This window comes from Acidiphilium sp. JA12-A1 (assembly GCF_000724705.2).
In the GTDB taxonomy this organism is placed as follows: Bacteria; Pseudomonadota; Alphaproteobacteria; order Acetobacterales; family Acetobacteraceae; genus Acidiphilium; species Acidiphilium multivorum.
This window is the reverse complement of sequence record NZ_JFHO01000096.1, coordinates 16,536-39,250: the sequence shown is the minus strand read 5'-3', so window position 1 is coordinate 39,250 and position 22,715 is coordinate 16,536. Positions and strand designations below refer to the sequence as shown.

The following is a 22,715-nucleotide window of genomic DNA, read 5'->3' as shown; positions in this document are numbered from 1 at the left end:
TCTCTCCCGGGTTTCGCGCATAGAGGCTCCATGCTGGACAAGAATTTCGATCCGGCCGCGTTCGAGTCGCGGCTCTACGGTCTCTGGGAACAGGCGGGGGCCTTTGCCGCCGACCCGTCGCGCGCGGCGACGCCCTTCACCATCATGATCCCCCCGCCCAACGTGACGGGGAGCCTGCATGTCGGCCATGCGCTGACGATGACGCTGCAGGACGTGCTGATCCGGCATCACCGGATGAACGGGCGGGACGCGCTGTGGCAGCCGGGGACCGACCATGCCGGCATCGCCACCCAGCTGATGGTGGAGCGGGAACTCCAGCGCGAGGGAACGTCGCGCCAGGAGATCGGCCGCGACGCCTTTCTCGACCGGGTGTGGACCTGGAAGGCCGAGCAGGGCGGCAACATCACCCGCCAGTTGCGCCGGCTCGGCGCCTCGCCGGACTGGTCGCGCGAGCGCTTCACCATGGACGAGGGCCTGTCGAAGGCGGTGCGGACCATCTTCGTCCGGCTGTTCAATGACGGGCTGATCTACCGCGCCAAGCGGCTGGTGAACTGGGACCCGGTGTTCCGCTCGGCGATTTCCGACCTCGAGGTCGAGATGCGCGAGGTGAAGGGGAATCTCTGGCACCTGCGCTACCCGGTCGAGGGGACCGGGCAGACCATCACGGTGGCGACGACGCGGCCGGAGACGATGCTCGGCGATACCGCCGTGGCGGTGCACCCGACCGACGGGCGCTATGCCGACCTGGTCGGCCGCACCGTGATCCTGCCGATCACCGGGCGGCGGATTCCGATCGTCGCCGACGAGCATTCCGACCCGGAAAAGGGATCGGGCGCGGTGAAGATCACCCCGGCGCATGATTTCAACGATTTCGGCGTCGGCCAGCGGCATGGGCTGGCGATGCCCTCGGTGCTGGACCGCGAGGCGCGGATCACCCTGGCCGAGATCCGCGCGGAGAGCGCGCCGCCGGATGCGGCATTTCTCGACAGTCTCGACGGGCTCGACCGGTTCGAGGCGCGGCGGCGGATCGTGGCGCATCTGGAAGACATCGGCGCGCTGGAAAAGATCGAGCCGCATGTGCACGCGGTGCCGCATGCCGACCGCTCGAACGCGGTGATCGAACCGCTGCTGACCGAGCAGTGGTTCTGCAACGCCGAAGTGCTGGCGGAGCCGGCGATCGAGGCGGTGGAGGACGGGCGCGTGCAGTTCGTGCCGAAATCGTGGGAAAACACGTATTTCGCCTGGATGCGCAACATCGAGCCCTGGTGCATCTCGCGCCAGCTCTGGTGGGGGCACCGGATTCCCGCCTGGTATGCGCCGGACGGGACCGTGTTCGTCGCCGAGACCGAGGAGGCGGCCCTTGCGGAGGCGGCGGAGCATTTCGGCCATGCCGTCGCGCTGCGGCAGGACGACGACGTGCTCGACACCTGGTTTTCCTCCGCCCTCTGGCCGTTCTCCACCCTCGGCTGGCCGGAGAACACGCCGGAGCTGGACCGCTACTATCCGGGCGACGTGCTGGTGACCGGGTTCGACATCATTTTCTTCTGGGTCGCCCGGATGATCATGATGGGGATGTATGCGATGGGCGACGTGCCGTTCCGCACCGTCATGATCAACGGGCTGGTGCGCGACGAGCGCGGCCAGAAGATGAGCAAGACCAAGGGCAACGTGATCGATCCGCTGGCGCTGATCGACCAGTTCGGGGCGGACGCGCTGCGCTATACGGTGACCGCGCAGAGCGGGGCCGGGCGGAACATCAAGCTCGGGCCGAACATGGTGGAGGCGAACCGCAGCTTCGTGACCAAGCTGTGGAACGCGGCACGGTTCTGCGAGATGAACCAGTGCCGGCCCGACCCGGCGTTCCGGCCGGAGACGGCAGCGCTGCCGCTCTCGCGCTGGATTCTGGATGCGGCGAACCGCGCCGTGCTGGAGGCGACCGAGGCGCTGGAGGGGTTCCGCCTCGCCGATTATGCGCAGGCCTGCTACCGCTTCACCTGGGGCGATTTCTGCGACTGGTTCCTCGAGCTGGCGAAGCCGGGGCTGGCCGGCGAGGACGACGCCGCGCGCGAGCTGCGGGCGGTGGCGGCGCATGTGCTGGGCCTGCTGCTGCGGCTGCTGCATCCGGTGATCCCGTTCGTCACCGAGGCGCTGTGGGACGAGTTCGGCTATGGCGCGCCGGGCTCGCTGATCCGCGCCGCCTGGCCGGTGCCGGAGGCGGTGCGCGAGGCGGTGGCGGCGCGCGACGAGGTGTCGTGGGCGATCCGCGCGATTTCGGAAATCCGCGCCGTGCGCAGCGAGATGAACGTGCCGGCGGCAACGCGGATCGACCTGCTGATCCGCGACGCGGCGCCGGAGACGCTGGCGCGGGCGGCACGCTGGCGCGAGGAGATCGGCCGGCTCGCCCGGGTGGCGACCCTCGCCCCGCTGGAGGGCGAGATGCCGCAGGGCGCGGCGCAGGCGATTCTCGACGAGGCGACGCTGGTGCTGCCGCTCGCCGGCATCATCGACCTCGCCGCCGAGCGCAAGCGGCTGGCGACGACGCGGGCCAAGGCCGAGGCCGAGGCCGGCAAGCTGCGCGGCAAGCTCGGCAACGAGGATTTCGTCCGCCGCGCGCCGGAAGAGGTGATCGCCGAGAACCGCGAGCGGCTGGAAGCGGCCGAGGCGGAGATGGCGAGGCTGGACGCCGCCCTCGCCCGCATCGCATGATCGGCGGAGCAGTTTCGGCCGCGTGACGGCCACCGCGCCGGGCGGTGGCGGGGCGGCGCAGGGAGACGCCGGATGAACCGTTCCGCCGCGACCATCGCCGTGATCCTGATCGTCCTTGGCGTTCTCATCGCCGTGCCGCTGCGCCTCGCCTTTCCCGGCGCCGTGGTGGCGCTGCTCGGCATCGTCTGCGGGCTGACGCTCAGGACGGCGAACGAGTGGGAGCGCGCCGTGGTGCTGCGGCTCGGCCGCTTCGCCGGCATTCGCGGGCCGGGCGTGTTCTTCATCATCCCGGTCATCGAGACGGTCTATGTGCTGGTCGATACCCGCAAGCAGAGCACGATCATCAGCGCGGAGAACACGCTGACGCTGGATGGCGTTTCGGTCGCGGTGGATTCGGTGCTGTTCTGGAAGGTGGAGGATGTGCGGCGGGTGGCAACCGAGCTGACCGATTATCGCGCGATGATCGGCCAGGTGGCGCAGACCTCGCTGCGCGAGATCATCAGCGGGATGGGGTTGGGCGAGATTCTCGGCAATCGCGAGGCGATGGATGCGAAGATCCGCGCCGCGATCGCCGCGAAGTCGCAGGATTGGGGGATCGGCGGGATCGCGGTGGAGATCCGCGACGTGCGGATTCCGGCCGAGCTGAACGACGCGATGAGCCGCAACGCGCAGGCGGAGAAGGAGAAGCAGGCGCGGGTGACGCTGGCGAGTTCGGAAGTGGCGATCGCCGAGCAGATCGTCCATGCCGGGGAGGTGTATGAAGCCAACCCGATGGCGCTGAAGATCCGGCAGATGAACCTGGTTTACGAGATGAACAAGGACCGGGGGGCGACGATCCTGCTGCCGACGGAGCTGGCCGGGGCGATGACGGCGGTGCTGAAGGGGCTGACGCCGGAGGGCTGAGCCTCAGGCTCCGGCCGTCCTGAGCCCTCGGCTCAGGCTCCGGCCATCGTCATGCCCTCGATCCGCAGCGTCGGCGCGTCGGTGCCGCGGCGGAATTCGAGGTCGTTCGCCGGGGTGAGGTGGAGGAACATCTCGCGCAGATTGCCGGCGACGGTGACCTCGGCGACCGGCTCGGCGAGCTGGCCGTCGCGGATCATGAAGCCGGCGGCGCCGCGCGAATAATCGCCGGTGATGCCGTTCACGCCCATGCCGATCAGCTCGATGACGTAGAGGCCGAGGCTGATATCGGCGATCAGCGCCTCGGGCGAGAGCGCGCCGGGCTGCATGTAGAGATTGCTCGGCGCCGGGGATGGCGGGCCGGAGGTGCCGCGGGCGGCGTGGCCGGTGGTGGCGAGGCCGAGCTGGGCGGCGCTGCGGGAGTCGAGCAGCCAGGTGGTCAGCCGGCCATCCTCGATCAGGGCGCGGCGGGAGACGGTCTGGCCCTCGCCGTCGAAGCTGCGCGAGCGCAGGCCGCGGCGGCGGAGCGGATCGTCGATGATGGCGATGCCGGGCGCGAAGATCGCCTGACCCATCGCATCCTTGAGGAAGCTGGTGCCGCGGGCGATGGCGGCGCCGTTGATGGCGCCGGCGAAATGGCCGAGCAGCGAGCCGGCGACGCGGGGGTGGTAGACCACCGGCAGTTTCGCGGTGGCCGGGCGGCGCGGGTCGAGCCGGCTGACCGCGCGCTCGGCGGCGGCGCGGCCGAGGCCGGCGGGGTCGGCGAGGTCGGCGCCGTGGACGGCGGCGGAATATTCATAGTCGCGCTGCATCCCCACCCCTTCGCCGGCGATGGGCGAGACGGAGACGCCGTGGTTGGAGCGGGCATAGGCGCCGGCGAAGCCGCGCGAGGTGGCCAGCGCGATGTGGCTGCGCGACCAGGAGGCGCCCGCACCCTCGGAATTGGTGATGCCCTTGACCGCGAGGGCCGCCTCTTCCGCGGCGGCAGCGCGGGCGAGCAGCGCCTCGACGCCGGGCTCGGCCGGATCGTCCATGTCGAGCGGGGCGGAATCGGGCGGCGGCGGCGCGTCGGGGATGGTGGAGAAGCGATCCTCGGGGACGACGCGGGCCATCGCCACCGCCTGTTCGGCGAGGCGGGAGAAGCCTGCGGGGTCGATCGCGCCGGAGGAGACGATGGCGCTGCGGCTTCCCACGAAGACGCGCAGGCCGACCGTGTCGCTTTCGGCGCGCTCGATCTCCTCGACCTTGCCGAGGCGGCGGCCGACGGAGAGCGAGGTGCCGGAGCCCATCAGCGCATCGGCGGAATCCGCGCCGGCGCGCTTCGCGGCGTCGAGCAGGGCGTCGAGCAGGTCGAGCCGGTTCACGCCGCCAGCCTCTCGATGATTTTCGGCATCTGCGGCACGCGGCCGACCGGGCCGATCGCGGCAAGGGTGGGCTTGGCGCGGAAGATGCGGGTGGCGACGTTGGTGATGTCGTCCACCGTCACGGCGTCGATCTTCGCGACGGTTTCGGCGGTCGGCACGATGCGGCCGAAGATCTGCCACTGGCGGGCGATCTGCTCGCAGCGGCTGCCGGTGCTTTCCAGCGACATCAGCAGCCCGGCCTTGACCTGGGCGCGGGCGCGGCGGAGTTCGGCCTCGGAGACGCTCTGGCGAACCTTGGCCAGCTCGCCGAGGGTGACGGGGACGAGTTCGGCCGCCTCGGCCTCGCCGGTGCCGGCATAGATGCCGAACAGCCCGGCATCGCGCGCCGGCAGGGCGAAGCTGTAGATCGAGTAGACGAGGCCGCGCTTCTCGCGGATTTCCTGGAACAGGCGCGAGGACATGCCGCCGCCGAGCAAAGTGGAGAGCAGCATCGCGGCGTGGAAATCGGGATCGGCGTAGCCGACGGCGGGGAAGCCGAGGACGAGATGCGCCTGGTCGAGATCGCGCAGCTCGCGGTATTCGCCGCCGGCATAATCGGCCGGCAGCGGCTCGGCGCGCGTCGCGGCCGGCAGGTCGGCGAAGTGCTTCGCCACGAGATCGACCACGCGGACGTGTTCGAGATTGCCGGAAGCGGCGATGACGAGGTTCTCCGGCGTGTAGTGCGCCTTCATGTAGCGGCGCAGCGCGTCCGGCCCGATGGCGCGGATGATCTCCTCGGTGCCGAGGGTGGGCCAGCCCATCGGCTGGTCGGGATAGGCGGCGAGCTGGAAATGGTCGAACACGATATCGTCCGGCGTGTCGTTCGCCTGGCCGATCTCTTGCAGGATGACGCCGCGCTCGCGCTCGAATTCCGCCGGATCGAAGGTGGAATGGCAGAGGATGTCGCCGATGATGTCGATACCGAGGGAGAGATCCTCCTTCAGCAGCTTGACGTAATAGGCGGTCTGCTCGCGCGAGGTGTAGGCGTTGATGTGGCCGCCGACATCCTCGATCGCCTCGGCGATGGCGGCGGCACTCCGGCGCTCGGTGCCCTTGAAGGCCATGTGTTCGAGGAAATGCGAGACGCCGTTTTCCGCCGCCGTCTCGTGGCGGGTGCCGACGCCGGCATAGGCGCCGAAGGAGACGGTCTCCACCCGGTCCATCCGTTCGGTCAGGATGGTCAGGCCGGAGTCGAGTTTCGTCACCTGCACTGTGTCACTCATGCATCGTTCCTGTGCGCGAAATGGCGGACCAGGGTCTCGACCTCGCCGAGGCTGTTGCCCGCGCGTACGAAATGTTCCTGACGGTCATATAGGTCGTCGAGCCGCGGCGGCAGCCCCGGGCGAATGCCGATCGCGCGATGCATCGCCGCCGGGAACTTGGCGGGATGCGCGGTCGCCGCGGCGATGACCGGCACGCCGACCGGGGCGGCGGCGCGGGCGGCGGCGATGCCGATCGCGGTATGCGGGTCGGCGATGTAGCCTGACTCGGCGCGGATGCGGGCGATTTCGGCAAGGGTCGCCGCATCGTCGAGGGCGAGGCCGGCGAAGTCGCGCCGGACCGACTGCCAGACCTCGCGGGAGACCTTCATCGTGCCGCTGGCGCGGAAATCGACCATGGTGCGGGCGGTCTCCGGCGCATCCCTGCCCAGCGCCTCGAACAGGAGGCGCTCGAAATTCGAGCTGACCTGGATGTCCATCGAGGGGGAGACGGTTTCGACCACGCCGGCGGTGCGCATGTCGTTGGCGGCGAGGAAGCGGGCGAGGATGTCGTTCGCGTTGCTGCCGACGATGAAGCGATCGATCGGCAGGCCCATCTGCCGCGCCGCCCAGGCGGCGAGGATATTGCCGAAATTGCCGGTCGGCACCGCGACGGCGACCGGGCGGTCCGGCGCGCCGAGGGCGAGGGCGGCGGCGGCGAAATAGGGGATCTGGCCGGCGATGCGCGCCCAGTTGATCGAGTTGACCGCCGACAGGCGCAGCTCGGTGCGGAAGGGCGCATCGGCGAACATCGCCTTGACCAGGTCCTGGCAGTCGTCGAACGTGCCGGAGAGGGCGATGTTGAGGACGTTGCGGGCCTTGACCGTGGTCATCTGCCGGCGCTGGACCTCGGAGGTGCGGCCTTCGGGGTGGAGGATGGCGATGTCGACCCGCAGGCGGTCGCGGCAGGCCTCGATCGCGGCGGAGCCGGTATCGCCCGAGGTGGCGCCCACGATCGTCACCCGCTCGTCGCGGGCGGACAGGACATGGTCGAACAGGCGGCCGGCGACCTGGAGGGCGAGATCCTTGAAGGCGAGGGTCGGGCCGTGGAACAGTTCCAGCACGAAGAGCGAGGGTTCGAGCTGGACCAGCGGGACGACCGCCGCATGGTCGAACCCGCGATAGGACGCGCGGGTGATGGCTTGCAGATCGTCGAAGCCGATGGCGCCGCCGGTCATGAACGGGGCCATGACGCGGGCGGCGAGCTCGGCATAGGGCAGGCCGCGCAGCGCGCGCCATTCCGCCGGCGAGAAGACCGGCCAGGTCTCGGGCACGAACAGCCCGCCATCCTCGGCCAGCCCGGCCAGCAGGACATCGTCGAATTCACGGGACGGGGCCGCACCGCGGGTGGAGACGTAGCGCATCGGCAGGTCGTTCCTGGAAAGGCGTCAGCGTGCGGCGCCGCGCGCGGCGGCGCCGCTGCGGATCAGGCGTTGGCGATCGTCTCGCCGTCGTCCTGGGCGCGGCGGGCCTGCCAGAGGCCGACGAAATCCACCGGGCCGAGCATCACCGGCGGGAAGCCGCCATCGCGGGTGACATCGGCGAGGATGTTGCGGGCGAAGGGGAACAGCAGGCGCGGGCATTCGACGAGCAGCACGGGCTCGATCTGGTTGTCCGGAATGCCGGTCAGGGTGAACACGCCGGCATAGGACAGGTCGGCGATGAACACGGTGAGGTCCTTGCCGCCCTCGGCGCCGTTGCCGCTTTCGGCCGGGGCCGGATGGGTCGCTTCCGCGCGGGTGGTCAGCGTCACCTCGTAGACATGGGCGTCGTCCTGCAGGCGCTGGACCTGAACGTCGAGGTTGATGTTCACGGTCGGAGCCTGGCGGAGGAGCGTATAGATCGCCGGCGCACCGGGAACCTCGAAGGACAGGTCCTTCGTGTACTGGATGTTGAGCGTGAGCGGCGCGATCTGCGTTTCGGACATTGGTGGTGGCTCCATTTGACTGATGGCCCGCCTAGCACAGGGGCGCGTTTGGTGCCAGCATGACGCGACAAGGAGCTTGCGCCATGACCAGGAGCGTGTTCATCGACGGCGAGGCCGGAACGACCGGCCTGCAGATAGTGGAGCGGCTGCGGCGGATGCCCGGCGTGGCGTTGCGCAGCCTCGACCCGGCGATGCGCAAGGACCCTTCCGCGCGCCGCGCGATGATGGAATCCGTGGACCTCGTGGTGCTCTGCCTGCCGGATGCGGCCGCGCGCGAGGCCGCCGCCATGGTGGAGGGAATGGGCAGCGCCGCCCCGCGCCTGCTGGACGCCAGCACGGCGCACCGGACCGCGCCCGGCTGGACCTACGGGTTCGCCGAACTGGCGCCGGGACAGGCGGCCGCCATCGCCGCGGCGCCGCGCGTCGCCAATCCGGGCTGCTACGCCACCGGCGCCATCGCCCTGCTGCGGCCGCTGGTCGATGCCGGATTGCTGCCGGAGGATCATCCGGTCGCGATCAACGCGGTGTCGGGATATTCGGGGGGCGGCAAGGCGATGATCGCCGATCACGAGAGCGCCGGCGGACCGCCCTTCGAGCTCTACGCGCTGTCGCTCAACCACAAGCACCTGCCGGAGATCGTCGCCCATGCCGGGCTGGCGCGGCGGCCGATCTTCGTCCCGTCGGTCGGGCATTTCCGCCAGGGCATGCTGGTCTCGATTCCGCTGCATCTCGACACCCTGCCCGGCCGGCCGACCGCGCGCGAGATCGGCTCGGCGCTGATGGACCGGTATGACGGCGGCGGGCAGGTGGTGGTCCGCAAGACGCCCTGCGAGCAGCGGCTGGAGGCGGCGGCGGCCGAAGGTTCGGACCTGATGGAGCTGTTCGTGTTCGAAAACGAGGCCGAAAGCCAGGCGGTGCTGGTGGCAAGGCTCGACAACCTGGGCAAGGGCGCCTCGGGCGCGGCGGTGCAGAATATCGGACTGATGCTCGGGCTGAACGCGAACCGGGAGGTCCGCGCCGCGGCGCACGCCTGATCTTGACCCGCCGCACGGCGCCGCCCACGATGGGCGTCGAGAGGAGGGCAAACCGATGCGCCTTTTCATCGCCCTCGATCTGCCTTGGGAGATCCGGCAGACCCTGGCGGGCTTCGCCTTCAACCTGCAAGGCGCGCGCTGGGTGCCGGCGCAGAACATGCACGTGACGCTGCGCTTCATCGGCGAGGCCAGCCGGCTGCAGGCCGAGGAGATCGATCACGCGCTCGCCGCGATCCGCGCGCCGGGGTTTCCGCTTACCCTGGCCGGGGCGGGCTGGTTCGAGAAGGGCGGCCGGGTGACCTCGCTGTGGATCGGGGTGGACCGCAATCCGGCGCTGCTGCACCTGCAATCGAAGATCGAGACCGCGCTGCGGCGGATCGGCCTGCCGCCGGAACGCCGCCGCTACGCGCCGCACGTGACGCTGGCACGGATGGATCTGCCGGTGGGACCGCGCTTCGCCGAATTCGTGCAGAGCCACAATCTCTACCGCTCGCCGCCGATCGAGGTGGGTCACATGACGCTGTTCAGCTCGCACCTGAGCGACGACCATCCGGCCTATACGGCGGAGGTCGAATACGAACTCGGCGCGGCCCCCGCGCCCTGAGCGGGGGCTGACGAGGATCGGGATGGCCGCAATGAAAACGGCCCGGATCGGTGATCCGGGCCGTTCTGCGTCACGCCGGGAGCGGCGCCACTTCGTCAGGCGGGAGCCTGCATTACTTCATCGTCGGCATCACGAATTCGGCGCCGGCGCGGATGCCGGTGGGCCAGCGGGTCGTGATCGTCTTGAGTTTGGTGTAGAAGCGCACGCCTTCCGGCCCGTGCATGTGGTGGTCGCCGAACAGCGAGGCCTTCCAGCCGCCGAAGGAGTGGAACGCCATCGGCACCGGAATGGGCACGTTGATGCCGACCATGCCGACCTGGATGCGATGGGCGAATTCGCGGGCCGAATCGCCGTCGCGGGTGAAGATCGAGGTGCCGTTGCCGAATTCATGGGCGTTGATCATCCCCGCCGCCTCGTCGAAGCTGCCGGCGCGGACCACCGAGAGCACCGGGCCGAAGATTTCCTCGCGGTAGATCTTCATCTCCGGGGTGACGCGGTCGAACAGCGTGCCGCCGATGAAGAAGCCGTTCTCGTAGCCCTGGCGGCGGAAATCGCGGCCATCGACGACCAGTTCGGCGCCGGCGGCGATGCCCTCGTCGATATAACCCCGCACCTTGTCGAGATGCTGGCGGGTGACGAGCGGGCCCATCTCGGCCTCGGGGTCGGTGCCCGGGCCGATGCGCAGGTCGCGCACGCGGGGGGCGAGGCGCTCGACCAGCGCGTTGGCGGTTGCCTCACCGACCGGGACGGCGACCGAGATCGCCATGCAGCGCTCGCCGGCGGAGCCATAGGCGGCACCCATCAGCGCATCGACCGCCTGGTCCATGTCGGCGTCGGGCATGATGATCATGTGGTTTTTCGCGCCGCCCAGCGCCTGGGCGCGCTTGCCGTGGCGGGCGGCGGTTTCATAGATGTAGCGGGCGATCGGCGTCGAGCCGACGAAGCTGACGGCGGAAATGTCGGGATGGGCGAGCAGCGCGTCCACCGCGGTCTTGTCGCCATGGACGACGTTGAACACGCCATCCGGCAGGCCGGCGTCCTTCAGCCATTGCGCGAGCAGCAGGGCGGCCGAGGGGTCGCGCTCGGAGGGCTTGAGGATGAAGCAGTTGCCGCAGGCGAGGGCGACGGGGAACATCCACATCGGCACCATCGCCGGGAAGTTGAACGGGGTGATGCCGGCGACGACGCCGAGCGGCTGGCGGACGGAGTGGCTGTCGATCCTGGTGCCGACATTCTCGGTGACCTCGCCCTTGAGCAGCAGCGGGGCGGCGGTGGCGAACTCGACCACCTCGATGCCGCGCTGCACCTCGCCCTTCGCATCCGAGATCACCTTGCCGTGCTCGGCGGAGATCACCGCGGCGAGATCGTCGATCCGCTCCTCGAGGATGTGCAGGAAGCGGTTGAGGATGCGCGCGCGGCGCAGCGGCGTGGTTTCGGACCAGGCGGGGAAGGCGCGGCGCGCGACCTCGACCGCGGCGGCCACTTCGCTGTCCGCGGCGAGCGGCACCTGGCCGGAGACCTCGCCGGTCGCGGGATTGAAGACCGGCGCCGTGCGGCCGCTGCCGCCGGGGACGAGACGACCGTCGATGAAATGCTGGATCTCGGTGGACATGGAAAAACTTCCTCCGCCTGGTTGCATGGCAGACCCGGCTTTGGCACTTCGAATTCCGCGTATCAACGCGCAGGATTGCGGCATCGATGTGCGTGAAATAACGTCTGACCCGATGAACTGGGACCGGATCCGGATTTTTCTCGCCGTGGCGCGGCACGGCCAGATTCTCGGCGCGGCGCGGCAGCTCCGGCTCAACCACGCGACGGTGGGGCGGCAGCTTTCGGCGCTGGAAGAGGAACTGGGCGCGAAGCTGTTCGAGCGGCATACCGGCGGCTGCACGCTGACCGGGGCGGGCGAGGCGCTGCTGCTCGCCGCCGAGCGGGCGGAATCGGATTTCCTGCGCGTCGGCACGGCACTGGCCGGCACGGCGGAAGCGGTGGCCGGGGTGGTGCGCGTCGGCGCGCCGGATGGGCTCGGGAACTATTTCCTTGCCCGCGAACTCGGCGCGCTGGCGGCGCGGCACCCAGAACTGACCATCCAGCTCGTGCCGCTGCCGCGCACCTTCTCGCTGTCACGGCGGGAGGCCGATCTCGTCATCACGCTGGAGCGGCCGAAACAGGGGCGGCTCGTGGTGCGCAAGCTCACCGACTATACGTTGAGCGTCTATGCCGCCGCGTCCTATCTCGACCGGCACGGGCCGATCCGGCGGCAGGAGGATCTCGCCGGGCATCTGTTCGTCACCCATGTCGAGGAGCTCGCCTATAGCCGCGCGCTCGACTACGCGGCGACGCTGGGGCGGATCATGCGGCGGCATTTCGAATGCGGCAGCGTGGTCGGCCAGATGGAGGCGGTGCGGGCGGGGCATGGAATCGGCATCCTGCACGATTACGCGGCCATCGGGTTTCCCGAGCTGCGCCGCCTCGTGCCTGACCTGCGCTTTACCAGGAGCTACTGGCTGATCGCCCACCCCGACACGCACAAGACAAGGCGGGTGAGCGAGGTGGCCCGGCATATCGGCGAGCGGCTGGGCGCGGCGCGCGGACGGTTCATCGCCCCCTGAGCGGCCGCAAGCCCCGCATCGATACATTCTGCACATGAATGATATTGAGACAGGGCATGTTCATCGAACCGCCACAAGGACCCATCTGCATCTCCGTAAGCCGGCTGCTCCCTGCCGGCGGAAACCGACGGAACGGCCGAAGAGCCTTCCGCGACATGGAGAAGTGCAATGACGAAGACGATCAAGATCATGGCGGCGCTTGCGGGTTTCACGGTGATGACGGCGGGCACGGCGATGGCCGGGCAGATTCCGCTGCAGAGCCAGCCGATCGCCACGGAAGCGGCGCACAGCAACAGCGCCGTGACGTTCGGCAACAGCGCGACCGTGGGCTCGCCGGCCGGCACGCAGACGCCGGTGACGACCTCCCCCGGCTTCACCCCGTTCCTGGGCAACTGATGCCCTGACCCTTCGCACCGGCTTCGGCCGGGCAGGGTAACGGAAGGCGGATGCGGCGATGTCGCATCCGCCTTCGCCGTTCGTGGGGCCGGCGGCGTTGATCCCGATCAATGCGGCGGGGCGGGGCGGCGTCCAGTATCGCGGCGTTACAAGCATCGCACATCGCGAGGAGCCGCGACTTGCCGAAATTGCCGTCCCGACCGGTCCGCCTCGTTCTCGTGGCGGTGATGCTGCTTGCCGCCGCGGGCAGTGGCGCGCTCCTCCGCCTCGGCGACGGGCGGAAGAGCGACGCGATGACATTCTACGGCAATGTCGATATCCGCGAGACGATGCCCGCCTTCGAGGTGAGCGGGCGGATCACGCGGATCGCGGTCCAGGAAGGCGCGCGGGTGCGGCGGGGCGAACTGCTCGCCACGCTGGACGACACCAGCTATGCGGCGGCGCTCGCGCAGGCCGAGGCCGCCATGGCGAACCGGAAGGCGACGCTCGCGCGGATGCTGGCCGGCTCCCGCCCCGAGGAGATCGCCCAGGCGAAGGCCACGATGGACGCCCTGAAGGCGCAGGCCGACAACGATGGCAGGGTGTATCGCCGCCTTGAATCGCTGAGCCGGAAGAGCGCCGCGAGCCTTCAGGACCGGGACAACGCGCGGGCCGCCTTCCGCGCGGCTCGGGACCAGTATCAGGCCGCGCGGCAGGCCTATCTTCTCGCGGTGAAGGGGCCGCGCGCCGAGGACATCGCCGCCGCGCGCGCGGCATGGCGGGAAGCCGCCGCAGCCGTCGCCCTCGCCCGGCGCAACCTTGACGAGACGAAGCTGCATGCCCCGGCGGACGGCGTGATCGAGGACCGGATCCTGGAGCCGGGCGACATGGCTTCGCCGGCCACACCGGTGTTCACCATCGCCCTCCCCTCCCCGCTCTGGGTGCGCGCCTATGTGCCGGAGGCGGAACTCGGCCGGCTGCGGCCCGGCATGACGGCCTCGGTGAGTACCGACAGTTTTCCCGGCACGCAGTATCGCGGCTGGATCGGGTACATTTCGCCCACCGCCGAATTCACCCCGCGAACCATCGAAAGCCCGGAACTGCGCACCGCGCTGGTCTACCGGATACGGGTCTATGTCTGCGATCCGCGCGGGCAGTTGCGGCTCGGCATGCCGGCGACGGTGCGGATCGACAAGGCTGCGCCGGCAACCGGGGCGACCGGCTGCTTGCCGGACCATGATGGCGGACGGTGACACGCCGGCCTTGCGCCTCGACCGGGTCTGCCGGCGGTTCAGCGGCCGCGGGCGGGAGATTGCGGCGGTGGACGCGGTCAGCGCCGTGGTGCCGCATGGCGGGGTGACCGGCCTGATCGGCGCCGACGGCGCGGGCAAGACCACGCTGATGCGGCTGATCGCCGGGCTGTTGCGCCCGGATCGCGGCGCGATCGAGGTGCTCGGCATCGATGTGCGGCGCGATCCGCTCGCGGTGCAGGGGCGGATCGGCTACATGCCGCAGCGCTTCGGGCTCTACGAGGATCTGACGGTCCGCGAAAATCTCGACCTCTACGCCGATTTGCAGGGCGTTGCCGTGGCGGAACGGCCCGCACGCTATGCCGAGCTGATGACGATGACCGGCCTCGCCCCCTTCACCGCGCGGCGGGCCGGGCGGCTTTCGGGCGGGATGAAGCAGAAGCTCGGCCTGGCCTGCACGCTCGTGCATCCGCCACGGCTGCTGCTGCTCGACGAGCCGACCGTCGGCGTCGATCCGGTGTCGCGCCGGGAATTGTGGGAGATCATCGACCGGCTGACCACGCATGAGGGGGTGACGGTGCTGTTCAGCACCGCCTATCTCGACGAGGCGGCGCGCTGCCGCGCTGTGTTGCTCCTGCACGAGGGTCGGCTGCTGGCGCACGGCCCGCCGGCGCAGTTCACCGCGCCGATGGCGGGACGGACCTTTCGCGTCGCCGCACCCGAGGGCGAACGACGGCGGCTGCAGGCGACCCTCGCCACAGCACCGGGGGTGATCGACACCGTCATCGAGGGACGTTTCGTGCGGGTGGTGAGCGATGCGGCGCCCTGGCGCGGACCGCCGGGGATCGAGGCGCTGCCGGCGGCGCCGCGCTTCGAGGACGGGTTCGTCGACGAACTGCTCCGCCTGCGCGGCGGGGCGGCAACGCCTGCGGCTCCCTCCCCTGCCCCGCCGATGCCGGCGGCCGAGGCGGCGAAGACCGTCATCGCGGTGGAGCGGCTGACGCGGCGGTTCGGCGATTTCACCGCCGTCGATGCCGTGAGTTTCGAGGTGCGCCGCGGCGAGATCTTTGGCCTGCTCGGCGCGAACGGGGCGGGAAAATCGACCACGTTCCGCATGTTGTGCGGCCTGCTGCCGCCGAGCGAGGGGCGGCTCGACGTCGCCGGCTACGATCTGCGGCGCGCGGCGGCGGCGGCGCGCGGGCGGATCGGCTACATGGCGCAGAAATTCTCGCTCTATGGCGACCTTACCGTCGCGCAGAACCTGACCTTCTTCGCCAGCGCCTATGGGCTGCGCGGCGGGCGGCGGGCGGCGCGGATCGGCTGGGCGCTGGCGGAATTCGGGCTGGAGGCGATGCGCGGGGCGGCCGCGCGCGACCTGCCGCTCGGCTACAAGCAGCGCCTCGCCCTCGCCGCGTCACTGATGCACGAGCCGGACATCCTGTTTCTCGACGAGCCGACCTCGGGTGTGGACCCGCTGGCGCGGCGGGATTTCTGGCGGCGGATCAGCGCGCTGGCGGAGGCCGGGGTGACGGTGCTGGTCACGACCCATTTCATGGAAGAGGCCGAGTATTGCGACCGGCTGGTGATCATGGCGCAGGGGCGCATTCTCGCCGAGGGCACGCCGGCCTCGATCCGCGCCGCGGCGGCGGACGCGGCCCGGCCCGACCCGACGATGGAGGACGCGTTCATCGCCGTGATCGGCGCGGCCGAGGGGAAGGCGGCATGAACGGCGCGGCGCTGCGGCGGGTGCGGGGGCTGATGCGCAAGGAGGCGCTGCAGATCCTGCGCGACCCGTCCGCGCTCGCCATCGCCTTCCTGCTGCCGGCGATCCTGCTCTGGCTGTTCGGCTACGGCGTGACGCTCGATGCGCGGCGGGTGCCGCTCGGCATCGTGGTGGAGCAGCCGGGGGCGCTTGCCGCGAGCTTCGCCGCCGGGTTCGACCGCTCGCGCTATTTCGAACCGCACCGCTACCTGACCGGCCAGGCGGCCGAACGGGCGATGGCGGCGCGGAAGGTAGACGGGATCGTCTGGCTGCGGGCCGATTTCGGCCGGCAGGCGCGCGGGTCGGCCGGCGCGCCGATCGGCGTCATCATCGATGGCGTCGATGCCAATACCGCGCGGCTGGTCGAGGGCTATGTCCAGCAGGTGTGGGCCGGATGGGTCGCGGCGGAGGCGGCGCGGCAGGGGGTGCGCGATCCGCTGCCGCTCGATGTCCGCCCGCGCGTGCGGTTCAACCCCTCGGTCAACAGCCGGCATTATCTGATCCCCGGCCTGATCGCGCTGATCATGACGCTGACCGGCGCGCTGCTGACGGCCCTCGTCATCGCCCGCGAATGGGAACGCGGGACGATGGAGGCGCTGATGGTGACGCCGGTGGCGTTGCGCGAAATCCTGATCGCGAAGCTCGTGCCCTATTTCGTGCTCGGAATGGGCGGGATGCTCGGCTCGGTCGCGATCGCGGTGTTTCTCTTCGGCGTGCCCCTGCACGGCTCGATCGTGGTGCTCAGCGCCTGCGCCGCGCTGTTCATGCTGGCCACGCTCGGCATGGGGCTGGTGATCTCGACGGTGGCGCGCAACCAGTTCGTCGCCGGGCAGATCGCGCTGATCACCACCTTCCTGCCGGCCTTCATCCTCTCGGGCTTCGTGTTCGACCTGCACAGCACGCCCGGCTTCGTCCAGGCGATCTCGCATGTGGTGGCGGCGCGATATTTCGTTGCGATTTTGCAATCCGTATTCCTGGCGGGCGATGTCTGGGCCGTCATCCTGCCGAACGCGGCGGCGCTCGTCGTGCTCGCGGCGATCTTTCTCGGGCTGGCGCGGGCGCTGGCGCGCAAGCGGCTGGACTAGGCGGGATGGCGCGCATCATCGCCCTCATCATCAAGGAGCTGCAGGCGATCCTGCGCGACCGCAGGGGCCGCGTGGTGCTGTTCGCCGCGCCGCTGATCCAGCTGATGGTGTTCGGCTATGCCGCGACCTTCGACCTCAACCGCGTGCCGGTCGCGATCTACAACCAGGATGGCAGCCAGGCCTCGCGGGAACTGGTCGCGCGGTTTCTCGGCGCGCCCACCTTCGAACTGGCGGACACGCTGCACAGCGACCACCGGATCGACGCGCTGATCGATTCCCGCGCGGTGCAGATGGTGCTGGTGATCGGCCGGCACTTCACGCGCGACCTGCTGAGCGGGCGGGCGGCGCCCGTGCAGGTGATCGTGGACGGGCGGAATTCCAACACCGCGCTGATCATCGTGGGATATGCGAACACGATCCTCACCCGCTTCGGCGATGACTGGCGGGCGGCGCGGGGCGGGCGCGGGCCGCCGGCGCATCTCGTGATGCGGGCGCGCTACAATCCGGCGCTGCGCTCGCAATGGTTCGTGGTGCCGGGCATCGTCGCACTGCTCACCCAGGTGGTGACCCTCGTGGTGATCGGGCTTTCGGTGGCGCGCGAGCGCGAGGCGGGAACCTTCGACCAGCTGCTGGTGACGCCGCTGACACAGCTCGACATCCTGATCGGCAAGAGCGTGCCGGGGCTGCTGATCGGCATGGTCGAGGCCACGGTGATCATTCTCGCGGCGGTGTTCTGGTTCCACGTGCCGCTGCGCGGGAACATCGTGGCTCTCTATGTCGGGCTGCTGCTGTTCGTCACCGCCGTGACCGGGGTGGGGCTCGCGATTTCGGCGGTGTCGGCCACACAGCAGCAGGCGCTGCTCGGCGCGTTCCTGTTCATGGTGCCCTCGGTGATCCTATCGGGCTTCGCGACACCGATCGCCAACATGCCGCTCTGGGTGGAGCGGATCACGCTGGTCAACCCGCTGCGCTACATGCTGGTGATCGTGCGCGGCGCGTTTCTCCAAGGGGCGGGGTTCGGCACGCTCGCCGGCCAGTTCTGGCCGATGGCGGCGATCGGCGCGGTCAATCTCGGCCTCGCGGCCTGGCTGTTCCGCAAGCGCACGACATGATTTTGCGCCCGCGTGATGCGGGCGACATGATTTTCCGGCCGCATGATCCAGATCAAGGCGGATACGTTTTTTAACAGGCATTTCGGATACGCCTTTTGACGCCGGCCCGACGGCCCCGCGCGGGAGGATCACCAGCGAAGGGATTTCAGATTCATGTTTTGCTTTCAGTGTGAACAGACGATGCGCTCCGAGACGGGAGCAGCGGGTTGCGGCGGGCCGAAAGGCGTGTGCGGCAAGGACGAGGCGACCGCGGACCTGCAGGACGTGCTGATCCATCAGCTCAAGGGCATCGGCCAGTATGTGACGCGGCTGCAGGCACTCGGCCGCCGGGACGCCGAGGCGGACAGCTTCATTCTCTATGCGCTGTTCACCACGCTCACCAATGTGAATTTCAACCGGGCCCGCTTCGTTGAAATGATTGCCACGGCGGCGCGGCTGCGCGACCGGCTCCGCGACGCCTATGCGGAGGCGGCGAGCGGGGCGGAGCAGACCCCGGAGGCGCTGGGTGGCGCCGCCGCGTTCATTCCCGCGGATTCGCTGGTGGGCCTGCTGGCGCAGGCGAATGTCGCCAGCGTGCGCGCCGGCGCCGAGGCGGTCGGCGAGGACGTGATCGGCATGCGCGCCCTGCTGCTCTATGGCCTCAAGGGCGTTGCCGCCTACGCGCACCATGCCGAGGTGCTGGGCGAGACCCGCGAGGCGATCGCCGACGGGGTGGCGCGGGTGCTCGACCTGCTGGCCGGCGATCCGGTCGATCTCGAACTGATGCTGGAAGAGGCGCTGGCGCTGGGCCGCGTCAATTTCACCGTGATGGAAGCGCTCGACGCCGCGAATACCGGCACCTATGGCGCGCCGACGCCGACGCCGGTGCGGATCACGCCGGTCGAGGGCAAGGCGATCCTGGTCTCCGGCCATGACCTGCGCGACCTGCACGCGATCCTGGAGGCGACGAAGGATACCGGCATCAACGTCTATACCCATGGCGAGATGCTGCCGGCGCACGGCTATCCGAAGCTGCACGCCTATTCGCATCTCGCCGGCAATTACGGCACCGCCTGGCAGAACCAGCAGACCGAGTTCGCCGCCTTCCCCGGCCCGATCGTGATGACCTCGAACTGCCTGATCGAGCCGCAGCCGCTTTACCGCAACCGCATCTTCACCGCCGGGCCGGTGGGCTGGCCGGGGCTGCGGCATATCGCCGATGGCGATTTCTCGCCGGTGGTGCAGGCGGCGAAGGCGCTGCCGGGCTTTACCCGCACCGAGCCGGAAAGGACGGTCACCACCGGGTTCGGGCGCGAGGCCGTGCTGGGGGCGGCGGAGCAGGTGATCGGCGCGGTGAAGGCTGGCGCGATCCGCCATTTCTTCCTGATCGGCGGCTGCGACGGTGCCGCGCCCGGGCGCAACTACTACACCGAGTTCGCCGAACAGGCGCCGGACGACACGGTGGTGCTGACGCTCGGCTGCGGCAAGTACCGCTTCAACACGCATGAGTTCGGCACGATCGGCGGGTTGCCGCGGATGCTCGATATCGGCCAGTGCAACGACGCCTATTCCGCGCTGGTGATCGCCCAGGCGCTGGCCGGCGCCTTCGAATGCGGGGTGAACGACCTGCCGCTGTCGCTCGTGGTCTCGTGGTTCGAGCAGAAGGCGGCGGCGGTGTTCCTCACGCTGCTCGCCCTCGGGGTGCGCAATGTCCGCCTCGGGCCGACGCTGCCGGGCTTCCTGACGCCGGCGCTGCTCGACATTCTGGTGAACCGCTTCGGGGTGCGGCCGATCACCTCGGCCGAGGCCGACATTGCCGACGCACTCGCGCCGAAGGCGGCGGCCTGACGACCACAAGCCGGGACGGCCACGCGCCGCCCCGGCCCCCGCATCCGAACCAGGGATCGACCCCAGGAACCGAACGATGAACGACATCACCCTTCTCACGCGCGACGGCGCGAGTCTCGACGTCGCCTGCCCGCCGGGCGAAACCGTGCTCGCCGCCGCCGAGGCCGCCGGGCTGTTCCTGCCCTCGATGTGCCATGAAGGCAGCTGCGGCCTGTGCCGCGCCGAAATCGCCAGCGGCGACCACGATGCCGGCGGGCAGCCTGGCGAGACGATCACCCGCGACGTGCTGCTCTGCCAGTGCCGCCCGACCTCCGACATGACGGTGGCCTTGCCTTATGCCGAGTCGGCGATCCTGCGGCACCGCGCGCCGACCCGCGAGGCGGTGATCGAGCGGATCGCGCCGGCGGGCGCGAGCGCCGTTTCGCTCGCCCTGCGCCTGCGCCCCGATGCCGAACTCGGGCAGGCCGCGGATTTCGTGCCCGGCCAGTACATGGAAGTGGCGATCCCCGGCACCGATATCCGCCGGGCCTATTCGCTGGCCAACCTGCCGAACTGGGACGGGCGGGTGGAATTCCTGATCCGGCTGGTACCGGGTGGCGCCTTTTCGACCTGGCTCGGAACCGAGGCGAAGCCGGGCGATGCGCTCTCGCTGCGCGGCCCGCTCGGCCGTTTCGTGCTGGACGACACCAGCCCCCGACCGCGCTGCCTGGTGGGCGGCGGCTGCGGCCTTGCACCACTGCTCTCGATGCTGCGGCACCTCGCCGAATTCCAGGACATGCAGGAAACCCACCTGATCTTCGGCGCCAACCGCGAGGCCGAACTGTTCGCGACCGACGAGATTGCGGCATTGGCCGCGCAACTGCCCTGCCTCACCATCACCACCGCGATCTGGCATCCCGAGGGAGACTGGAGCGGATTTACGGGCACATCGGCCGAAGCGCTCGATTCATGGCTCTCCAACGCCGCCACGCCGCCGGACATCTATGTCTGCGGCCCGCCGAAGCTGGTCGAGGCGGTGGTGACGACGGCACGGTGGCATGGCGTGCCGGAGGCGCAGATACTCGCCGAGCAGGTCCAGCTGCGTTGATCCGGACCGGCCGTGGCGATAGTGAGGACAGATGCATCTCACGATGTTCACCGATTACGGTCTGCGCACGCTGATCTTCCTCGCCCTGCGGCCGGAACGCCAGGCGTCGATCGCCGAAATCGCCGCTTCGTACGACATTTCGGATCATCACCTGACCAAGGTCGTGCATGCCCTTGGCCAGGCCGGCCTGGTCGAGACGATCCGCGGCCGGCATGGCGGGATGCGCCTTGCCCGGCCGGCTGCGAATATCGGGCTTGGCGAGGTCATCCGGGCGATGGAACCGGGCCTGGCGCTGGTCCCCTGCCAGGAGGGCGGGCGCTGCGCGATCGGCGGGTGCTGCGATCTTCAGGCCGTGATGAATGAGGCGCGGGACGCGCTTCTGGGCGTGTTCGACCGCTATACGCTCGCCGACGTCGTCTCGCCCGGAAACCCCAGGCTGATGCGGCGGCTGGGCCTCGCGATGTCGAGCGAAGCCGGGACATAGAGCGGGCCAGGCCACCGGACTGCCGAAGGCATCGCCGCGGTCGTTCATGCCGCGCGCGCGCGACGACAACGACGCACTCAATGATTCCAATGGATTATTGGCTTTCCAGGGAATCAGAATGCGTGACGTGGAAATTCTCCGGACAGGATCTTCTTTCAAATATCCCGGCGATCCCGATACGCCGCCACCCTCGCCCGCGCCCGGATCATCAATGCCAGCGGCGCATGGCCCATCGCGAGCCGAAGCCAGACCAGATCCCGCGCATGGTCGGCGAAGCTGGTCTTGTAGCGTGCCGCCCCGGCGAGGAAATCGTAAATCTCCAGGCCTTGTTCGGCATAATGCCGGATTGCCAGCGCATGGCAGACCAGTCCCGGCTTTTCGTGCGGCAAAGCCGTGTCGTAGGCGAAGCCGCTCTGATAGGCCGACACCGTCCGGCCGTAGCGGAAATTGTACAGATGGCCGATCAGCCGGTCGCCTGCCCTGACGGTCAGCAGATCGGCCGTACCGGCCGCGACACCCCGGGCCAGAACATCAAGATGAAACCGGCAGAACAATGGTGACATCGCCCCCGCTTGGCCGCGCCTCCGCCAGCCCGCGCGGTGCAGATCCGCCATCCGGGCGAAGGCGAGGCGGGCGTCGTCCGGCGTCGTCGCCCGATCGAGCGTCAGGGGACCGCTCTGCTCGCAGGCGCGGATCGCGCGGCGGATCTGCCTTCGGCTGTTGGGCGACATCAGCGCCGTGACGTCGCCACCGCAGGCGCGCACCGGCGCCAGGCTGCGGCGCGGAGCCGGTTGCTGCCGCTCGACCAGCACCGTGCCGAGCCGGCGCAGGCCGGGCAGCGCCTCCGGCGCGATCCCCGGCAGGTAGACGACGCTGGCGCCGAGCCGGCCGATCGCCTGCCACCAGATCCCTGACGCCTCCGGATAGTCGCGATCGACCAGCGGTCCGTTATGCTCGACATAGGGGGCGTCGTATTCCGGGTCGTCCACCGAGGTCAGGCTCAGCGAGCGCGAGAACCCTCTCGCCCGCCGGTGGAAAATCCCGATCGCCACCAGCCGCCCGGCCGCCTCGACGCGCACCACCAGCGGATGGACGAGACCATTGGCCAGCAGGGCGGCGATCCAGGTCCATGAGGTGAAGAAGGAGCCGTCGGCCCGCGCCTCCAGCGCCTGCCATTCCTCGCCAAGGGCGGCGATGTCCGGATCGTCCTCAACCACCACCGTCAGGGCCGGATCGTGATCGGAGCCCGACGGGCTGCGCTTGAAATCGAAGGTTCCACGTGTCATTA

At 69.6% G+C, this 22,715-nt stretch carries 19 protein-coding genes; 13 read left to right on the top strand and 6 right to left on the bottom strand.

The window, feature by feature from the left end; all coding sequences use genetic code 11:
• Window positions 1-30 precede the first annotated feature (30 nt).
• On the top strand, window positions 31-2,706 hold the full coding sequence (locus tag RT91_RS16330; protein WP_035188491.1) for a valine--tRNA ligase: 2,676 nt from the start codon (window positions 31-33) through the stop codon (window positions 2,704-2,706).
• Between the two features lie 72 nt (window positions 2,707-2,778).
• Window positions 2,779-3,609, top strand: a complete 831-nt coding sequence (locus RT91_RS16325; protein WP_035188488.1) for a slipin family protein — start codon at window positions 2,779-2,781, stop codon at window positions 3,607-3,609.
• Window positions 3,610-3,641: 32 nt separating this feature from the next.
• Here RT91_RS16325 and RT91_RS16320 read toward each other — a convergent pair whose 3' ends face one another.
• The 4 genes from RT91_RS16320 to secB form a co-directional block, all read right to left on the bottom strand.
• Window positions 3,642-4,970: a TldD/PmbA family protein gene (locus RT91_RS16320; protein WP_035188485.1), complete on the bottom strand. Its 1,329-nt coding sequence runs from the start codon at window positions 4,968-4,970 to the stop codon at window positions 3,642-3,644.
• The gene (locus RT91_RS16315) at window positions 4,967-6,232 is read right to left on the bottom strand and encodes a pitrilysin family protein (protein ID WP_035188484.1); all 1,266 of its coding nucleotides are present in this window, start codon (window positions 6,230-6,232) and stop codon (window positions 4,967-4,969) included. Before RT91_RS16315 ends, RT91_RS16320 begins: the two co-directional genes overlap by 4 nt.
• Window positions 6,229-7,632 carry a threonine synthase gene (gene thrC, locus RT91_RS16310; protein ID WP_035188482.1) on the bottom strand — a complete coding sequence of 468 codons (1,404 nt, stop codon included), beginning with the start codon at window positions 7,630-7,632 and terminating at the stop codon, window positions 6,229-6,231. The genes RT91_RS16315 and thrC overlap by 4 nt, the downstream gene beginning before the upstream one ends.
• 62 nt (window positions 7,633-7,694) lie before the next feature.
• On the bottom strand, window positions 7,695-8,195 hold the full coding sequence (gene secB / locus RT91_RS16305) for a protein-export chaperone SecB (protein WP_007422190.1): 501 nt from the start codon (window positions 8,193-8,195) through the stop codon (window positions 7,695-7,697).
• Between the two features lie 83 nt (window positions 8,196-8,278).
• Here secB and argC point away from each other — a divergent pair, with 83 nt between their 5' ends.
• Together argC and thpR are read left to right on the top strand one after the other, a co-directional pair.
• A complete protein-coding gene (gene argC, locus RT91_RS16300; RefSeq protein ID WP_011942490.1) occupies window positions 8,279-9,229 on the top strand; it encodes an N-acetyl-gamma-glutamyl-phosphate reductase in 951 nt (316 codons plus the stop codon).
• Between the two features lie 55 nt (window positions 9,230-9,284).
• Window positions 9,285-9,833, top strand: a complete 549-nt coding sequence (gene thpR / locus RT91_RS16295) for an RNA 2',3'-cyclic phosphodiesterase (protein WP_011942491.1) — start codon at window positions 9,285-9,287, stop codon at window positions 9,831-9,833.
• Window positions 9,834-9,945: 112 nt separating this feature from the next.
• Here thpR and RT91_RS16290 read toward each other — a convergent pair whose 3' ends face one another.
• Window positions 9,946-11,445 (bottom strand): CoA-acylating methylmalonate-semialdehyde dehydrogenase, encoded by a 1,500-nt coding sequence (locus RT91_RS16290; protein ID WP_007422187.1) that lies wholly within the window; start codon window positions 11,443-11,445, stop codon window positions 9,946-9,948.
• A gap of 112 nt (window positions 11,446-11,557) precedes the next feature.
• Here RT91_RS16290 and RT91_RS16285 point away from each other — a divergent pair, with 112 nt between their 5' ends.
• The 9 genes from RT91_RS16285 to RT91_RS16245 all read left to right on the top strand — a co-directional run bounded on the left by RT91_RS16285 (window position 11,558) and on the right by RT91_RS16245 (window position 21,427).
• A complete protein-coding gene (locus RT91_RS16285) occupies window positions 11,558-12,445 on the top strand; it encodes a LysR family transcriptional regulator (RefSeq protein WP_011942493.1) in 888 nt (295 codons plus the stop codon).
• 168 nt (window positions 12,446-12,613) lie between these two features.
• Complete coding sequence (locus RT91_RS16280; RefSeq protein WP_035188480.1) at window positions 12,614-12,841, top strand: hypothetical protein; 228 nt, start codon at window positions 12,614-12,616, stop codon at window positions 12,839-12,841.
• Between the two features lie 179 nt (window positions 12,842-13,020).
• Complete coding sequence (locus tag RT91_RS16275; RefSeq protein WP_082468637.1) at window positions 13,021-14,073, top strand: efflux RND transporter periplasmic adaptor subunit; 1,053 nt, start codon at window positions 13,021-13,023, stop codon at window positions 14,071-14,073.
• Window positions 14,057-15,796, top strand: coding sequence for an ATP-binding cassette domain-containing protein (locus RT91_RS16270; protein ID WP_152982856.1), 1,740 nt, complete (start codon window positions 14,057-14,059; stop codon window positions 15,794-15,796). Before RT91_RS16275 ends, RT91_RS16270 begins: the two co-directional genes overlap by 17 nt.
• Complete coding sequence (locus RT91_RS16265; RefSeq protein ID WP_007423919.1) at window positions 15,793-16,917, top strand: ABC transporter permease; 1,125 nt, start codon at window positions 15,793-15,795, stop codon at window positions 16,915-16,917. The genes RT91_RS16270 and RT91_RS16265 overlap by 4 nt, the downstream gene beginning before the upstream one ends.
• Before the next feature lie 5 nt (window positions 16,918-16,922).
• Window positions 16,923-18,029, top strand: coding sequence for an ABC transporter permease (locus RT91_RS16260; protein WP_007423920.1), 1,107 nt, complete (start codon window positions 16,923-16,925; stop codon window positions 18,027-18,029).
• 153 nt (window positions 18,030-18,182) lie between these two features.
• Entirely contained in the window at window positions 18,183-19,856 is a 1,674-nt protein-coding gene (hcp, locus tag RT91_RS16255; protein ID WP_035188475.1) for a hydroxylamine reductase, read from the top strand.
• A gap of 76 nt (window positions 19,857-19,932) precedes the next feature.
• Window positions 19,933-20,943 carry an FAD-binding oxidoreductase gene (locus RT91_RS16250; RefSeq protein WP_035188474.1) on the top strand — a complete coding sequence of 337 codons (1,011 nt, stop codon included), beginning with the start codon at window positions 19,933-19,935 and terminating at the stop codon, window positions 20,941-20,943.
• A gap of 31 nt (window positions 20,944-20,974) precedes the next feature.
• Complete coding sequence (locus RT91_RS16245) at window positions 20,975-21,427, top strand: Rrf2 family transcriptional regulator (protein ID WP_007423923.1); 453 nt, start codon at window positions 20,975-20,977, stop codon at window positions 21,425-21,427.
• 155 nt (window positions 21,428-21,582) lie between these two features.
• Here RT91_RS16245 and RT91_RS16240 read toward each other — a convergent pair whose 3' ends face one another.
• Window positions 21,583-22,713: a GNAT family N-acetyltransferase gene (locus tag RT91_RS16240; RefSeq protein ID WP_035188472.1), complete on the bottom strand. Its 1,131-nt coding sequence runs from the start codon at window positions 22,711-22,713 to the stop codon at window positions 21,583-21,585.
• Window positions 22,714-22,715 lie beyond the last annotated feature (2 nt).

What these genes read in the sequence shown, in the direction of transcription:
- RT91_RS16330 (WP_035188491.1), top strand. Translation starts at nt 31, where the DNA reads ATGCTGGACAAGAATTTCGATCCGGCCGCGTTCGAGTCGCGGCTCTAC.
- RT91_RS16325 (WP_035188488.1), top strand. Translation starts at nt 2,779, where the DNA reads ATGAACCGTTCCGCCGCGACCATCGCCGTGATCCTGATCGTCCTTGGC.
- RT91_RS16315 (WP_035188484.1), bottom strand. Translation starts at nt 6,232, where the DNA reads ATGAGTGACACAGTGCAGGTGACGAAACTCGACTCCGGCCTGACCATC.
- thrC (WP_035188482.1), bottom strand. Translation starts at nt 7,632, where the DNA reads ATGCGCTACGTCTCCACCCGCGGTGCGGCCCCGTCCCGTGAATTCGAC.
- secB (WP_007422190.1), bottom strand. Translation starts at nt 8,195, where the DNA reads ATGTCCGAAACGCAGATCGCGCCGCTCACGCTCAACATCCAGTACACG.
- argC (WP_011942490.1), top strand. Translation starts at nt 8,279, where the DNA reads ATGACCAGGAGCGTGTTCATCGACGGCGAGGCCGGAACGACCGGCCTG.
- thpR (WP_011942491.1), top strand. Translation starts at nt 9,285, where the DNA reads ATGCGCCTTTTCATCGCCCTCGATCTGCCTTGGGAGATCCGGCAGACC.
- RT91_RS16290 (WP_007422187.1), bottom strand. Translation starts at nt 11,445, where the DNA reads ATGTCCACCGAGATCCAGCATTTCATCGACGGTCGTCTCGTCCCCGGC.
- RT91_RS16285 (WP_011942493.1), top strand. Translation starts at nt 11,558, where the DNA reads ATGAACTGGGACCGGATCCGGATTTTTCTCGCCGTGGCGCGGCACGGC.
- RT91_RS16280 (WP_035188480.1), top strand. Translation starts at nt 12,614, where the DNA reads ATGACGAAGACGATCAAGATCATGGCGGCGCTTGCGGGTTTCACGGTG.
- RT91_RS16270 (WP_152982856.1), top strand. Translation starts at nt 14,057, where the DNA reads ATGATGGCGGACGGTGACACGCCGGCCTTGCGCCTCGACCGGGTCTGC.
- RT91_RS16265 (WP_007423919.1), top strand. Translation starts at nt 15,793, where the DNA reads ATGAACGGCGCGGCGCTGCGGCGGGTGCGGGGGCTGATGCGCAAGGAG.
- RT91_RS16260 (WP_007423920.1), top strand. Translation starts at nt 16,923, where the DNA reads ATGGCGCGCATCATCGCCCTCATCATCAAGGAGCTGCAGGCGATCCTG.
- hcp (WP_035188475.1), top strand. Translation starts at nt 18,183, where the DNA reads ATGTTTTGCTTTCAGTGTGAACAGACGATGCGCTCCGAGACGGGAGCA.
- RT91_RS16250 (WP_035188474.1), top strand. Translation starts at nt 19,933, where the DNA reads ATGAACGACATCACCCTTCTCACGCGCGACGGCGCGAGTCTCGACGTC.
- RT91_RS16245 (WP_007423923.1), top strand. Translation starts at nt 20,975, where the DNA reads ATGCATCTCACGATGTTCACCGATTACGGTCTGCGCACGCTGATCTTC.
- RT91_RS16240 (WP_035188472.1), bottom strand. Translation starts at nt 22,713, where the DNA reads ATGACACGTGGAACCTTCGATTTCAAGCGCAGCCCGTCGGGCTCCGAT.